This is a genomic window from Azospirillum aestuarii (genome assembly GCF_016632405.1).
Taxonomy (GTDB): Bacteria; Pseudomonadota; Alphaproteobacteria; order Azospirillales; family Azospirillaceae; genus Azospirillum; species Azospirillum aestuarii.
In genome coordinates this window covers 240,364-254,110 of record NZ_JAEPIV010000002.1, presented here as the reverse complement: position 1 = coordinate 254,110, position 13,747 = coordinate 240,364, and the positions used below count along the sequence as shown (strand labels likewise).

Sequence of the window (13,747 nt, the reverse complement as noted above, 5' to 3'; positions counted from 1 at the left end):
AGGGGCTCCCCCTTGATGAACATCATCGACCGTCGCCTGAATCCGCAAGGCAAGAGCCTGGCCAACCGCCAGCGTTTCCTGCGCCGTGCCAAGGAGCAGGTGGTGAAGGCGGTGCGGGATGCCTCCGGCAAACGCGGCATCCAGGACATCGAAAACGGCGAGAAGGTGACCATCTCGACCGGCGGCGTGCGGGAGCCCTCCTTCCACCGCTCCGGCGCCGGCGGCGTGCGCGACTACGTCGTGCCGGGCAACAAGGAGTATGTGGAGGGAGACACCATCGCGCGGCCGGAGGGCGGTGGCGGTCGCGGCGGCAACGAAGGCAGTCCGGACGGGGAGGGCGACGACGATTTCCGCTTCGTCCTGTCCCGCGAGGAGTTCCTGGACATCTTCCTGGAGGACCTGGAACTTCCCGATCTCGTCAAGCAGAAGGTCAAGCAGACGGAGTCCCATTCGCTGACGCGGGCAGGCTATTCGGTGACCGGCTCTCCGGCCAACCTGAATCTCGTCCGCACCATGCGGAACAGCCTCAGCCGGCGCATCGCGCTGAAGCGCCCCAAGCCGGCGGACATGCTGGAACTGGAGGCGCTCCTGCGCGAGGCGGAGGACCGCGGCGACGACCCGGAGACGCTGCGGGAGATGCGCGACCAGCTGGAGCGGCACTATCTCCGTTCCAAGCGCATCCCCTTCATCGACCCGATCGACGTCCGCTACAACCGGTTCGAGACGGTGCCGAAGCCCATCGCGCAGGCGGTCATGTTCTGCCTGATGGACGTGTCCGGCTCGATGACCGAGCACATGAAGGACCTCGCCAAGCGCTTCTTCATGCTGCTGTTCCTGTTCCTGAAGCGGCGCTACCGCTCGGTGGACATCGTCTTCATCCGCCACACCCACGAGGCCAAGGAGGTGGACGAGGACACGTTCTTCTACTCTACCGAAACCGGCGGCACCGTGGTCTCCACGGCGCTGGAGGAGATGCAGCGCATCGTCAAGGAGCGCTACCCGGAGAACGAGTGGAACATCTACGCCGCCCAGGCGTCGGACGGCGACAACATGTCGTCGGACAACGCGCGCTCGGCGGGCCTGCTGCGGGACGGCATCCTGCCGCTGTGCCAGTACTTCGCCTACATCGAGGTGGCGGCGGAGCACAACATGGGCCTGTCGGCGCTGGGCCGCGAGACGGAGCTGTGGCGGACCTACAAGACGGTCCAGGGGCCGGATCTGCCGATCGCCATGCGCCGCGTCCGCTCCCGCCGGGAGATCTTCCCGGTCTTCCGCGACCTGTTCGCCCGCGAAAAGGCGGGGGCATAGGCGTCCTTGCCCCCTCCCCTGCAGGCGGGGGAGGGTTGGGGTGGGGGCAATGCCCGCCACCGCGAGGCCGCATCAAGAATCGGGGCCAACACCCCGCAGAGTTTTGAGAGGATGTGAGGCATGACCGCTGTGATCGACAAGCCCGACAGCCTGCTCTACGACGGGGCGGACTGGGATTACGACCAGATCAAGCGCGTCTACGACGCCATCGAGAACATCGCCCTGAAGGACATGGGCCTCAACGTCTATCCCAACCAGATCGAGGTCATCACCGCCGAGCAGATGCTCGACGCCTATTCGTCCATCGGCATGCCGCTGATGTACAAGCACTGGTCCTTCGGCAAGCATTTCGCCCGCGACGAGATGCTCTACCGCAAGGGCTACCGCGGCCTCGCCTATGAGATCGTCATCAATTCCAGCCCCTGCATCAGCTACATCATGGAAGAGAACACCATGACGATGCAGACGCTGGTGATCGCCCATGCCGCCTTCGGCCACAACCACTTCTTCAAGAACAACCAGCTGTTCCAGCAGTGGACCGACGCCGAGGGCATTCTCGACTATCTGGAGTTCGCCAAGTCCTACATCGCCCAGTGCGAGGACCGCTACGGCCACCACGCGGTGGAACGGGTGCTCGACGCCGCCCACGCGCTGATGAACCAGGGCGTGCACAAATACCCGAAGAAGCGCAGCCTCGACCTGCGGCTGGAGCAGAAGCGCGAGCGGGAGCGGCAGGAGTACCAGGAACAGACCTTCAACGACCTGTGGCGCACCGTGCCGAAGGCCGCCGTCGGCGGCAACCGCCCGTCCAAGTCGGTGTCGGAGCGCAAGAAGCTGCTCGGCCTGCCGGAAGAGAACCTGCTCTATTTCCTGGAGAAGAAGGCGCCGCGGCTGGAGCATTGGCAGCGCGAGATCCTGCGCATCGTCCGCCATATGGCGCAGTATTTCTACCCGCAGAAGCAGACCAAGCTGATGAACGAGGGGTGTGCGACCTACACCCACTACACCATCCTGAATGAGATGCACCAACGGGGGATGATCAGCGAAGGCGCGATGCTGGAATTCCTGCATTCGCACACCTCGGTGGTGTTCCAGCCGGAGTTCGACGACCAGCGCTTCTCGGGCATCAACCCCTACGCGCTGGGCTTCGCGATGATGCAGGACATCCAGCGCATCGCCGAGACCCCGACGGACGAGGACCGCTACTGGTTCCCCGACCTCGCCGGGCGGGGCGACGGCATGGGCGCGCTGCGCGACGCCTGGGCCAACTTCCGCGACGAGAGCTTCGTGCTCCAGTATCTCAGCCCGCACCTGATGCGTAAGTTCAAGATGTTCAGCGTGCGCGACGACGCGGAAGACCCCTATCTGCTGGTCGAGAACATCCACAACGAGCGCGGCTACCGCGGCATCCGCAAGCTGCTGGCACGGCAGTACGACCTGGGCTTCCTGGAACCGGACATCCAGATCGTTGACGTCGATCTGGCGGGCGACCGCAAGCTGATCCTGCACCACCGGGTGACCAACGGCGTGCTGCTGGACGAGAGCGACGCCAAGGCGGTGCTGCGCCACATCGCCAACCTGTGGGGCTACGAGGTCCAGCTCGTCGAGGTGTCGGCCCTGTCCGACGCCATCCTGAAGGAGCACGCGGTCACCGCGCCGAGCGGCATCGGAGGGTGATGGGGGGCAGGGTGGGGCTTCGTGTTTGCCCCCACCCCGGCCCTCCCCCGCTGGGCGGGGGAGGGTTAGGGTGGGGGCGACGCCTCCGGGTCCAGCGTGTACAGCTCCTGCGGGCGGCCCACCCCACGCAGCAGGTAGCGCCCGACCGAGATCAGCCGCTCCCGGCAGTCCGGAGCGGACTCCGTGAAGGCGGAGGACAGCAGGATGTCCTGGTCGAGCGACCGGCACATCGCGGCGATCCGGCTGGCCTCGTTCACCGCCGGGCCGACCACGGTGAAGTCCAGCCGGTCCACCCCGCCGATGTTGCCGTAGAACACCTTCCCCTGGTGCAGCCCGAGATAGAAGCGCGTCACCGGCAGCCCGGCGGCGGAGCGGCGGGCGTTCAGTTCCTTGCAGCGCTCCCGGGCCTCCTCCGCGGCGTCGAGCGCGGCGCGGCAGGCGTCTCCGGCGCTGGAGCGGTCGAAGACGGCCAGGATGCCGTCGCCGATGAATTTCAGCACCTGCCCGCGGTGCCGATGGATCGCCGTCACCACCAGCTCCGCATAGTCGTTCAGCAGCGGTAGGATGGTTTCCGGGGCCGCCGTGTCGGTGATGCGGGTGAAGCCCTGGAGGTCGCTGAACCACAGCACGGCATCCAGCTCCTCCGCGACGCCGCGGCGGATGTGGCCGCGCAGCACCCGGTGGCCGGCGTCCCGCCCCAGATAGGTCTCCGCCAGCGTGTTGGCGATGTGCGCCATGGCGTGGCCGCGCAGCGCCAGCGCCAAGCTGCCGGTGAGGGTGAGCAGGGCGTCGCGCTGGGCGTCGCTGAAGCCGTCGGGATGGTGCGACACCCAGGAGGAGAAGATGCAGTCCAGCTCCCCGATGGCGGCGCGGGGGCCGAGCCGGTTGACGATGGCCATGTAGTCGGTGGCACCCTGCGCCCGCAGCTCGTCCACGATCGGGAACGCGCTGTTCTCCATGCCGTTGGTTAGCCGCAGGCGCAGCATCGTCTCGCCGGAGGTGTAGAGCTGGTGGAAGGGGCTGCGCAGCCATTTCTCGTCAATGTCGGGGTCGCTGCCGTCGCCGCCATATTCGGTCTGGCGCACCTCGGCGGCGTTGCGCCCGGTGCTGTCCCAGGTGACGACATGGCCGGCGATGGTCGGGTGCAGCGTGTCCGCCCCGACCACGGTTCGGGTCAGCGGCACACCCGCCGCGACCAACCGTTCGCAGAAGCCGCCGATGAGGTCCGTCTCCGGCACCCCCTGCAGCCCGGCCTCCGCGATCCAGCGGCTGAGGTCGAGAATCCCTTGCGCATCCATGCCCGCCATCCTGCCACAGGTCGCGTTGTCCGGGAACGGAGGGTCAGCGGTGCGACACAGCGTCCGCGATGAAGGCCGTGACCGTTCCGAAGTCGCCGGTTGTCCGCAATTCGGCGGGCATGGCCTGAAAGTCAAGCTCCGGTCCGAAACCGATCATAGGCTTTCCGAAGCGCAGGGCGAGCCGAACCTCGTCCAAGGTCCCGTGGCGGCCCGGCAGGACGACGATCACGTCGCTGGTCAGGATGTTGACGTGGTTGCGGCTCAGCTCCGTCGGCGGCGCGCCAGCGGGCTTGCGCGCGAAGGGCGTCAGGATGGGCAGGTCGATGTAGGGGTTGGGGTAGCCGGGCAGGGGCGCATGGCCGCGGATCGGGTCGGGCTCGGACGGCAGGATGCCGATGGAGCGGCCGCGGCGCCCCGGCGTGCCGTGGAAGGCCCGCGCGGCGGACCGCATCACCCCGCCGCCGCCGCCGGTCAGCAGGTCGTGCCCGGCCCCGGCGATCCACGCGCCGAGCGGCTCCGCGTAGTCCGCCCATTCCTCCTGTCCCGACCCCATAACCCCGATGATCGCCATGACCGTCCGCCTTTCCGTTACCGTCCGCGTGGTTTCGCCCGCGCCGTGGGTTCGGCCTCCAGCGGGTTGTCGGGCCAATAATGCTTGGGATACTGCCCCTTGAGGTCGGCTTTCACCGCCTTGTAGGCGTTGGCCCAGAAGCTGGCGAGGTCGCGCGTCACCTGCACCGGGCGGCGGGCCGGGGACAGCAGATGGAGCAGCAGCGGCACCCGCCCGCCGGCGATGCGCGGCGTCTCGGCCAGCCCGAACATTTCCTGCAGCCGCACGGCCAGCACCGGCTCGTCCCCGCTGTAGTCGATGGGGATGCGGGAACCGCTGGGCACCTCCACATGGGTCGGCGCCTCCTTGTCCAGCCGCTGCTGCATCGCCCAGGGCAGCAGCCCGCGCAGCGCGTTGCCCAGCTCCACCCGGTCCAGATGGGCGCGGCGCGACGCGCCGTTCAGGAAGGGCGCCAGCCACTCCTCCATCGTCTCCAGCAGGGCGGCGTCGGAGACGTCCGGCCATTCCTCCCCCTCGCGGCGGCGCAGGAACAGCACGCGCGTCTGCCACTTGCGCAGCTCGTCGGACCAGGGCAGGGCGGTCAGCCCCATTTCCCGGATTCCCTCCAGCATGGCGGCGGCGATGGCCTCGGCGGGCGGGTTGGGCAGGCGCTTGTCCTCCAGCGCCAGGGCGAACAGCATGCGGCGGCGGCGGGCCAGCACCGTCTGCTCCCGCCCGTCCCAGGCGACCAGCGTCTCGCCGCGGATGTGCTCGGCGAAGGCCTCCTCCAGTTCCGCCAGGGAGAGCGGGGCGGCGAGGAAGATGCGCGACTCGCGGGCCGCCCCGTCCAGGTCGGCGACGGCCAGCCAGTCCTCGGCGCTCAGCGGCTCGGCGTCTTGGAAATAGGCGCCCCGCCCGTTGGACAGCCGGTATTGCGCGGCGGCCCCGCCCGCGCTTCCTCCGGGGCGGCGTTGGCCGATGCGGTCGGGGTAGGCCAGGGCGACCAGCAGGCCAGTGGCGCCGAGATCGCCGCCATTCCCCTTCACGCCCAGCTGGCGCTTCCAGTTGCGGGCCTGCTTCAACGCCTGCTGGGCGCCGCCGCGCTCCACCGTCAGGCCGCGCCCGGCGCCGCGCACCCGGCCTTCATCGTCCAGCCCGCGCAGCAGTTCCACGCGCAGCCGCAGGTCGGCGTCGCGGAAGCCGGGCTGGGCGCGGACGATGTCACGCTCGCCGAGCAGGGCGGCAACCTCGCAGGCCAGCGCACCCAGCCCCATCGCCTTGCCCTTCAGCATCATGTGGGCCAGCCGGGGATGCACGCCGAAGCCGGCCATGCGGCGGCCGTGGGCGGTGATGCCGCCATCGGCGTCCAACGCCCCCAGCTCGCGCAGCAGTTCCCGCGCCTGGGCCATGGCGGCGGCGGGCGGCGGGTCGAGCCAGGCGAGCGACGACGGGTCGGACACGCCCCACACCGCCAGCTCCAGCGCCAGCGGGGCGAGGTCGGCGTCCATGATCTCCGGCGGGGTGAAGGCGGCCAGCGCCTTGTGCGACGGCTCCGGCCACAGGCGGTAGCAGACGCCGGGCTCCAGGCGGCCGGCGCGGCCCCGCCGCTGCTCCGCCGAGGCCTGGGAGACCTTGGCGGTGACCAGCCGCGTCATGCCGCTGCGCGGGTCGAAGCGGGGGACGCGCATCAGCCCGCCGTCCACCACGATGCGGATGCCCTCGATGGTCAGGCTGGTCTCGGCGATGGGGGTGGCGAGCACGATCTTGCGCGTGCCCGGCGGGCTGGGGGCGATGGCGCGGTCCTGGGCGTCCGCCGTCAGGTCGCCGTAGAGCGGGGCGATCACCGTGCCGGGGCCGAGGTCCGCCGACTCCAGAAGGCTCTGCACCCGCCGGATCTCCCCGGCGCCGGGCAGGAAGACCAGCGCGTTGCCGCTTTCCTCCCGCACCGCGCGGCGGACGGCGGCGGCCACGGCGTCCTCGACGCGGGTGCCGGTAGCCGGAGACTCGAGGTAGCGGGTCTCAACCGGGAAGGCGCGGCCCTCGCTGGTCACCATCGGGGCGTCGCCCAGCAGGGCGGCGACGGGGGCGCCGTCCAGCGTCGCTGACATCACCACCAGCCGCAGGTCGTCGCGCAGCGCGCCGCGCGCCTCCTGCACCAGCGCCAGGGCCAGATCGCTGTCGATGCCGCGCTCGTGGAACTCGTCGAACAGCACGGCGCCCACCGTCGGCAGCTCGGGGTCCTCCTGAAGCTGGCGCAGGAACAGGCCGTCGGTCACCACCTCGATCCGGGTCTTCGGACCGACCTTCGTGTCCAGCCGCACGCGGTAGCCGACCGTCTCGCCGACGCCTTCCCCCAGCATCGCGGCCATGCGGCGGGCGGCGGCGCGGGCGGCCAGCCGCCGCGGCTCCAGCACGATCACCTTGCGCCCGGCCAGCCAAGGGCGGTCGAGCAGGGCCAGCGGCACGCGGGTCGTCTTGCCGGCCCCCGGTGGCGCCTGGAGCACCGCCACGCCGCGCCCGTCCAGCGCGGCCAGCAGCTCGGGAAGCACGGGGTCGATGGGAAGGGGCGGGATGCTCATGAATTCTGTGAACCGGTGGCGAAGGGCGCTGCCCGTGTTCCTGGCAGCGGCGGGCGCCCCGGTCAAGCCTTCCGCCGGGACGCCCCGGCTATTCGGCCTCCTCCTTGCAGAAGACTCCGGCCTCGCCGTCGTAGGTGAACAGCTCGGCGTAGCGGGCCCAGCCGGTCACGGCGTTCAGCGTCGCCTCCGCATAATCCTCGCTCATGAAGGCCTCCAGTTCGCGGGCGAACGGGGCGTAGGGAACGCGGTGGTCGGGGCGTTCCGACAGGGCGGCGTGGATGTGCGCGGCGAGCGGCACGAAATGGACCAGATGCTCGGCGAACAGGGCCTTGCGGTCGCCCATCCCGGCCTCGGCGAACAGGCGGCCCGGCTCGGTCAGCCGGATGTCGCCCTCCGCCACCTCGGCGAAGCCGAGCATCTGGAGCGTCTCGGCGATGGGGAAGAGGTCGTCGATCTCGTGCCGCAGCGCCGCCGCGAGGTGCGGCAGGTCCGCCTTGCCGTGGTAGGGCGGGGCGGCCAGCGTCTCCAGTAGGCCGGACAGCCGGTTGGTCGAGACGGGCTGGAGCGCCTCGGCGTAAACCGGCCGCGGGCGCCCGGTTGCCGCCGCCGCGGCGGCCGGCGGCTTGCGCGCGGTCATCCGGCCGTAGATGTCGTCGACCAGATCGCGGAAGTCCTGGGCCAGCCGGTTGCGCGGGTGCGGGATGTCCACCCGGATCTCCGCCGCCACGCGGCCCGGATTGGAGGCGAAGACCAGGATGCGGTCGCACATCAGCACCGCCTCCTCGATGTTGTGGGTGACCATCAGGATCGACCGGGTCGGCAGCTTGCGCTCCATCCACAGGTCGAGCAGGTCGGTGCGCAGCGTCTCCGCCGTCAGCACGTCGAGCGCCGAGAAGGGCTCGTCCATCAGCAGGATCTCCGGCTGGACCACCAGCGCGCGGGCGAAGCCGACGCGCTGGCGCATCCCGCCGGACAGCTCCTTGGGGTAGGCGTTCTCGAAGCCCGACAGCCCGATCAGGTCGATGGCCTCCCCGGCGCGCGCCGCCGCTTCCTTTCCGGGAACGCGCAGCGCCTTCAGCCCGGCCAGCACATTCTCCTCGACGGTCAGCCAGGGGAACAGCGCAAAGGACTGGAACACCATCGCCACCCCGTCGGTCGGCCCGGCCACCGCCGCGCCGTGATGCAGAACCTCGCCGGAGGTCGGCCGCGCCAGCCCGGCGACGATGCGCAGCAGCGTGGACTTGCCCGAGCCGGAGCGGCCGAGCAGCCCGACGATCTCGCCGTCGCGCAGCGTCAGGTCCACGCCGTCGAGCACGACATACTGCTGGCCGGACGGCTTGCGGTAGGCCTGCCGGACGCCGCGGAGTTCGAAGAGAGTCGGATTCTGCGTCACGATACGGCCTCCGTCAGGCAAGGCGCAGGCGGCGTTCGGCGTAGCCGTACAGCGGACGCCAGAGCAGCCGGTTGAGCAGGGTGACGAACAGGGACATCACGGCGATGCCGAGCACGATGCGCGGGTAGTCGCCCGTGGCGGTCGCCTGGGCGATGTAGCTGCCCAGCCCGTGCGCGGTGACCTCGGCGTCGCCCCAGCGCACCGCCTCGGCGACGATGCTGGCGTTCCACGAGCCGCCCGCCGCGGTCACCGCACCGGTCAGGTAATAGGGGAAGACGCCGGGCAGCATGACGTCGCGCCACCACTGCCAGCCGCGAATGCGGAAGCTGGAGGCCGCCTCCTTGAGGTCGCTGGGGAAGGCGGAGGTTCCGGCGATGACGTTGAACAGGATGTACCACTGCGTGCCCAGGATCATCAGCGGGCTGAGCCAGACGTCCGGGTTCAGGTCGAAGCGCAGGATGGTGACGACGGCGACCGGGAACAGAAGGTTGGCCGGGAAGGCCGCCAGGAACTGCGCCATCGGCTGGACCGTCTCGGCGAGGCGCGGGCGCAGCCCGATCAGCACGCCGAGCGGCACCCAGACGAGCGAGGCGATGGCGATCAGCACCACGACGCGCAGCAGCGTCGCCGCCCCGAGCAGCAGCACGGTGCCGACGTCGCCCCAGCCGGCCCCGCCGGCGATGAAGGTCACCAGGGTCGAGCCCAGGGCGAGCGCCGCCGCTGCGACGACCGCGTACCACCCCCGATCAAGCGCCCGGTCGAACGCGGGGGAGAGTGGGGCGGCGACCCGGCGCTTCAGGGCCGGGGGCAGGGCGGCGGCGAGAGAGGAGAGGGGCGACAGGCGCAGCCACGCCACCCGGTCGAGCAGGGACTCGACCGGCGCCAGCATCGCCCGGCAGAAGCGGGTGCGCTGGAACAGCCGCAGCACCCAGGACTCGGGCGCCTCCTGCGCGCCAGTCTGCTCGAAGCGGAACTTGTCGGCCCAGGCGACCAGCGGGCGGAACAGGAACTGGTCGTAGAGCAGGATGACCGCCAGCATCGCCAGCACCGCCCAGCCGACGGCGCCGAGATTCTTCTGCGCGATGGCCTCGGCCAGATAGGAGCCGATGCCGGGCAGCGTGACGGTCCGGTCGCCGACCGTAATCGCCTCCGACGCGACGACGAAGAACCAGCCGCCGGACATCGACATCATCATGTTCCAGACCAGCCCCGGCATGGCGAAGGGCGCCTCCAGCCGCCAGAAGCGCTGCCAGCCGGAGAAGCGGAAGCTGGTGGCCGCCTCGTCCAGATCGCGCGGCACCGACCGCAGCGACTGGTAGAGGCTGAAGGTCATGTTCCAGGCTTGGCTGGTGAAGATGGCGAAGATCGCCGCGCATTCGGCGCCCAGCACGCTGCCGGGAAACAGCGACAGGAAGAAGACCACCGTGAAGGAGATGTAGCCGAGCACCGGCACCGACTGGAGCACGTCCAGCACGGGGATCAGCACCATGCCGGCCCGGCGGCTCTTGGCCGCCAGGGTGGCGTAGGTGAAGGTGAACAGCAGCGAGGCCGCCATCGCCGCCAGCATGCGCATCGTCGAGCGCAGCGCGTAGTCCGGAAGGTTCCAGGGGTCGAGCGAGACGGCCGGCGTGTCGAGGCTGGTCAGTGGGGCGGTCATCTGGTGACCGCCGGCGGCGGCCAGCGCGAGAAGGCCGACGACCAGCGGCAGGGCCACGAGATCCCAGCGGTTGGGCGTGGCGGTCGTCGCCTTCACGGAAACGCTTGTCTGGGTCCAGACCATGGCCCCTCCATCCTGCGGCCGGGCTGGCGTCCGGCCGCGTTCGGCATGCGCAATCGGCGTGTGCAGGCACCCTGCGCCATGCGGCGGCGAGAGGGCGTCAAAGGTGGATGGCGGTCAGCCCGATGCGGGCGCGCGGAACGGCATCGGAATGGTGATGAAAGGATTCACCATGGTTCACCTGTGCGGCTGTCGGCATCGCGGCCGGCCATGGCGAACCTGCGAAAGGGTCAGCCCAGGATCGGCGGAGAACCGAAGGTTGTTCGGGGTCGACGACTGGAGCTGTCCATCTCTTGCTTTCTCGGCGTGGGGCCGGACCACGCATCCGGACGCCCGCCAATCATGCGGTGACGTTGTCGCTCATCTACTCCTGCGGCTGGAACCGGTCAAGCGCACGGCGGCGTTTCCCGGCGATCATGGCAGAGGTTTCATGTTTCCCGCCATCGCCGTTGGAGCAGGGGCGCGCCGCCCGGCGCAGGCCCCCGAGGGCGTGTCAAAGTGTCGCAGAAGCCCGCAACCGGCCAGCGATGCCGAGATCCTTTCGCAACAAGGCGTTATGGTTCAAATAACCACAATCCATTTGTGACTTAACGATCTCGGGACCCCATGGCCAACATTCACGACCCCGCCCTGTTCCTCGCCCACGCCTGCGCGCTGGAGGAGGACGCCGCCAACCGTTTCGCCGACCTGTCGGAGGCCATGAAGACCTACGGCAACGCGGACGTCGCGGCCTTCTTCGCCAAGATGGCCGAGTTCTCGCGCCTGCATCTGGCGGACGCCCGCAAGCGCTCCGCCTTCCGCGACGTGCCGGCGCTCGCCCCGGACGATTTCCAATGGCCGGACGACGAAAGCCCGGAAGCGGCCTCCATGGAAGGCTCGCACTATCTGATGACGGTGGATTACGCGCTGGATCTGGCGCTCGACAGCGAGAAGCGCGGGCACGCCTTCTACGCCGACGTGGCGGCCTCCACCACGGACCCGGAGGTCCGCATGATGGCCGAGGAATTCGCCTCCGAAGAGGCGGAGCATGTGGCGGAACTGGAGCGCTGGATCGAGCGCTTCCCCAAGAAAGTGTAAGGGCCGTTTCCCGCGGTTTCCGCCCTTGCGGGAACCGCGGGAAGGACGGGCGCGCGCCTTACTTGGTCAGTTCGGCGTAGTCGTACTCGTACTTCGTGTCCGCCGGCTTGAAGGTCTTGAAGGAGGCGATGACGTCGTCCACCGACACGCCCGCCGGCACGTTGAGAATTTCGTACACGACCGAGCTGCCGCTGGTCGGGCCAACGTCGGCGTTGCGGTGAGCCTGGGAAATCAGGCCCTCGCCGGCCTTCTTGATCATGATCGAAGCCATATCCGTTCCGTCTCCTGTTACACGTCGCCCGACGCAGCAATATCCATAACTCGAATAAGGGTATGGGGCCAATGGATAAATTGCTGCGGCGCGTCAGCGGCGGGTGATCCAGAGCGCGGTCACGTCGTCGTTCAAGTGTTCGCCATGGATCGCGGCGTGGCGGGCCATCAGGGTGGGCAGGGGGCGGTCGGGGGCGTCCGCCGCCGCGCGCTCGGCCAGACGGAGCAGACCGTCCTCGCCCAGCATGGCGCCCTTGGCGTCCCTGGCCTCGCTCAGCCCGTCGGAATAGAGGAACAGGCTGTCGCCGCGCCGCAGCGGAACGCGGTGATTCGTGTAGGCCGAGTCCGGGAAGGCGCCGAGAAGCGGGCCGGAGGCGTCCAGCGGCTGGAAGCCGAAGTTGGTCGCCAGGAGAGGGCTGGGCGCGGCGGCGGCGGCGTAGAGCAGCGTGTCGGCGGCGCGGTCGATCACCCCATAGAAGGCGGTGGCGAACTGGCCCAGCGGCAGGATCTCGCACAGCCGCAGGTTCAGCTGGCGCAACAGGCGGGCGGGGTCGCGCACCTCCTCCGGCGGGGTGCGGGTGAGCAGCGTGTGCAGGCGGAAGGCGTTGATCGCCGCGGCGATGCCGTGGCCCGACAGGTCGGCGGCGAAGACCCCGACGCGGGTCCCGTCGATCGCGAAGGCCGTCCAGAAGTCGCCGCCGATCTCGTCCGACGCGCGGAAGACCGAATCCACCGTCAGCCCGTTCCGCTCGGCGAGGGCGGCCAGCTCCGCCGCTTCCGGGACCAGGGCGAGCTGCATGGCGCGGGCCTGCCGCAGGTCGCGCTCCACCCGCTCGTGGAAGGCGCGCAGCTCCTGCACCATCGACCGGCGTTCCAGGTGGTAGCGCACGCGGGCGATGCATTCGCCGGGGTTGATCGGCTTGGCGATCAGATCGGTCGCCCCGGCGCTGAAGCAGACCGTTCTCATCTGGTCGGAATGCAGCGCGCTTTGCATGAGGATCGGCAGGTCGCGCCAGCGCGGGTCGCCGCGCAGGCTGCGGCACACGCCGATGCCGTCCATCCGCGGCATCGCCGCGTCGAGCAGCAGCAGGTCGGGGGCGAAGCTCTCCAGCCGCTCCATCACCTCCTCCGCGGAGGAGGCGAAGGCGACCTGGGTGATGCCGGCCCATTGCAGGAAGCGGGTCAGCGTCCTGCGGTTGAAGGCGCTGTCGTCGGCGATCAGCACCCGGCAGCCGCCGAGCGGGATGCCCAGTTCCATCCCGTAGACCGACGCGCCGGCACCGGGACGGGCGGGGCGGGGCGGGGCGTCGTCGCCCTCCGTTCCGGGCGGCACCGCCATGGCGCGTAGGTGGCCCATCGCGTCCGTACCCGCCGCCTCAGTCGGCGATGTTGAACATGGTGTGGAACTTGGCGATCGTGATCAGGCGCCGCACCTCGTCGCGGGCGCCGCGGATCGCGAAGTCAAGGTTGCGCCGCTGCGCGGTGTCGCGGGCGATGATGAACATGCCGAGGCCGGAGGAGTCGACGAAGTCGAGCCGGGACAGGTCGAACACCACCCGGTGCCCCGCCGGCCGCTCGAAGGTGGCGATGACGTCGCGGAAGGTGTCGTGGTCGGCAAAGGTCATGCGCCCGCTCAGCACGATCTCGGTGCTGGCCGGGGCCTCGCGGACGGAGAAATCCATGGCGGCGCTCATCTGTGGTTCACCCGTGGCCGAAGAGAGGCGCATCCTTCCACCGGCCGGACCCGGTGGGGACGCCGGCGCATTCTAGGGCGCCGGGAATTGCACTTTGATGACGTTGCCGTGTCGGCACCGCGTT

The 13,747-nt window shown here is 69.7% G+C and carries 11 protein-coding genes; 3 read left to right on the top strand and 8 right to left on the bottom strand.

The genetic code is table 11. The features are described from left to right. Nucleotides 1-15 precede the first annotated feature (15 nt). Together JJL56_RS05825 and JJL56_RS05820 are read left to right on the top strand one after the other, a co-directional pair. A complete protein-coding gene (locus tag JJL56_RS05825; protein ID WP_200484969.1) occupies nucleotides 16-1,308 on the top strand; it encodes a YeaH/YhbH family protein in 1,293 nt (430 codons plus the stop codon). Nucleotides 1,309-1,428: 120 nt separating this feature from the next. Then, a complete protein-coding gene (locus JJL56_RS05820; RefSeq protein ID WP_145622686.1) occupies nucleotides 1,429-2,985 on the top strand; it encodes a SpoVR family protein in 1,557 nt (518 codons plus the stop codon). 65 nt (nucleotides 2,986-3,050) lie between these two features. Here the strand turns inward: JJL56_RS05820 and JJL56_RS05815 are convergent, their stop codons facing one another. The 5 genes from JJL56_RS05815 to JJL56_RS05795 form a co-directional block, all read right to left on the bottom strand. After that, a complete protein-coding gene (locus tag JJL56_RS05815; protein WP_200484521.1) occupies nucleotides 3,051-4,283 on the bottom strand; it encodes an adenylate/guanylate cyclase domain-containing protein in 1,233 nt (410 codons plus the stop codon). A 43-nt stretch (nucleotides 4,284-4,326) separates the two neighbouring features. Then, entirely contained in the window at nucleotides 4,327-4,854 is a 528-nt protein-coding gene (locus tag JJL56_RS05810) for an SLOG cluster 4 domain-containing protein (RefSeq protein ID WP_200484519.1), read from the bottom strand. Between the two features lie 17 nt (nucleotides 4,855-4,871). Further along, complete coding sequence (gene hrpB / locus JJL56_RS05805; RefSeq protein ID WP_200484517.1) at nucleotides 4,872-7,412, bottom strand: ATP-dependent helicase HrpB; 2,541 nt, start codon at nucleotides 7,410-7,412, stop codon at nucleotides 4,872-4,874. Nucleotides 7,413-7,500: 88 nt separating this feature from the next. Continuing rightward, a complete protein-coding gene (locus JJL56_RS05800) occupies nucleotides 7,501-8,805 on the bottom strand; it encodes an ABC transporter ATP-binding protein (RefSeq protein WP_345772549.1) in 1,305 nt (434 codons plus the stop codon). A gap of 13 nt (nucleotides 8,806-8,818) precedes the next feature. Beyond that, a complete protein-coding gene (locus JJL56_RS05795) occupies nucleotides 8,819-10,585 on the bottom strand; it encodes an ABC transporter permease (RefSeq protein WP_200484515.1) in 1,767 nt (588 codons plus the stop codon). A 603-nt stretch (nucleotides 10,586-11,188) separates the two neighbouring features. Between JJL56_RS05795 and JJL56_RS05790 the strand changes: the two genes are divergently transcribed. After that, a complete protein-coding gene (locus JJL56_RS05790) occupies nucleotides 11,189-11,659 on the top strand; it encodes a ferritin-like domain-containing protein (RefSeq protein ID WP_145622676.1) in 471 nt (156 codons plus the stop codon). Nucleotides 11,660-11,717: 58 nt separating this feature from the next. Here the strand turns inward: JJL56_RS05790 and JJL56_RS05785 are convergent, their stop codons facing one another. From JJL56_RS05785 to JJL56_RS05775, 3 genes are all read right to left on the bottom strand, one after another. Continuing rightward, nucleotides 11,718-11,930: a hypothetical protein gene (locus JJL56_RS05785; RefSeq protein ID WP_145622675.1), complete on the bottom strand. Its 213-nt coding sequence runs from the start codon at nucleotides 11,928-11,930 to the stop codon at nucleotides 11,718-11,720. A gap of 93 nt (nucleotides 11,931-12,023) precedes the next feature. Further along, the gene (locus tag JJL56_RS05780) at nucleotides 12,024-13,286 is read right to left on the bottom strand and encodes a PP2C family protein-serine/threonine phosphatase (protein WP_145622672.1); all 1,263 of its coding nucleotides are present in this window, start codon (nucleotides 13,284-13,286) and stop codon (nucleotides 12,024-12,026) included. Between the two features lie 19 nt (nucleotides 13,287-13,305). Then, nucleotides 13,306-13,623, bottom strand: a complete 318-nt coding sequence (locus tag JJL56_RS05775) for an STAS domain-containing protein (protein WP_236778167.1) — start codon at nucleotides 13,621-13,623, stop codon at nucleotides 13,306-13,308. Nucleotides 13,624-13,747 lie beyond the last annotated feature (124 nt).

Excerpts from the sequence above, each read along its gene's own strand:
- JJL56_RS05780 (WP_145622672.1), bottom strand. The coding sequence starts at position 13,286 with ATGGGCCACCTACGCGCCATGGCGGTGCCGCCCGGAACGGAGGGCGAC.
- JJL56_RS05825 (WP_200484969.1), top strand. The coding sequence starts at position 16 with ATGAACATCATCGACCGTCGCCTGAATCCGCAAGGCAAGAGCCTGGCC.
- JJL56_RS05775 (WP_236778167.1), bottom strand. The coding sequence starts at position 13,623 with ATGAGCGCCGCCATGGATTTCTCCGTCCGCGAGGCCCCGGCCAGCACC.
- JJL56_RS05795 (WP_200484515.1), bottom strand. The coding sequence starts at position 10,585 with ATGGTCTGGACCCAGACAAGCGTTTCCGTGAAGGCGACGACCGCCACG.
- JJL56_RS05790 (WP_145622676.1), top strand. The coding sequence starts at position 11,189 with ATGGCCAACATTCACGACCCCGCCCTGTTCCTCGCCCACGCCTGCGCG.
- JJL56_RS05815 (WP_200484521.1), bottom strand. The coding sequence starts at position 4,283 with ATGGATGCGCAAGGGATTCTCGACCTCAGCCGCTGGATCGCGGAGGCC.
- hrpB (WP_200484517.1), bottom strand. The coding sequence starts at position 7,412 with ATGAGCATCCCGCCCCTTCCCATCGACCCCGTGCTTCCCGAGCTGCTG.
- JJL56_RS05810 (WP_200484519.1), bottom strand. The coding sequence starts at position 4,854 with ATGGCGATCATCGGGGTTATGGGGTCGGGACAGGAGGAATGGGCGGAC.
- JJL56_RS05785 (WP_145622675.1), bottom strand. The coding sequence starts at position 11,930 with ATGGCTTCGATCATGATCAAGAAGGCCGGCGAGGGCCTGATTTCCCAG.
- JJL56_RS05820 (WP_145622686.1), top strand. The coding sequence starts at position 1,429 with ATGACCGCTGTGATCGACAAGCCCGACAGCCTGCTCTACGACGGGGCG.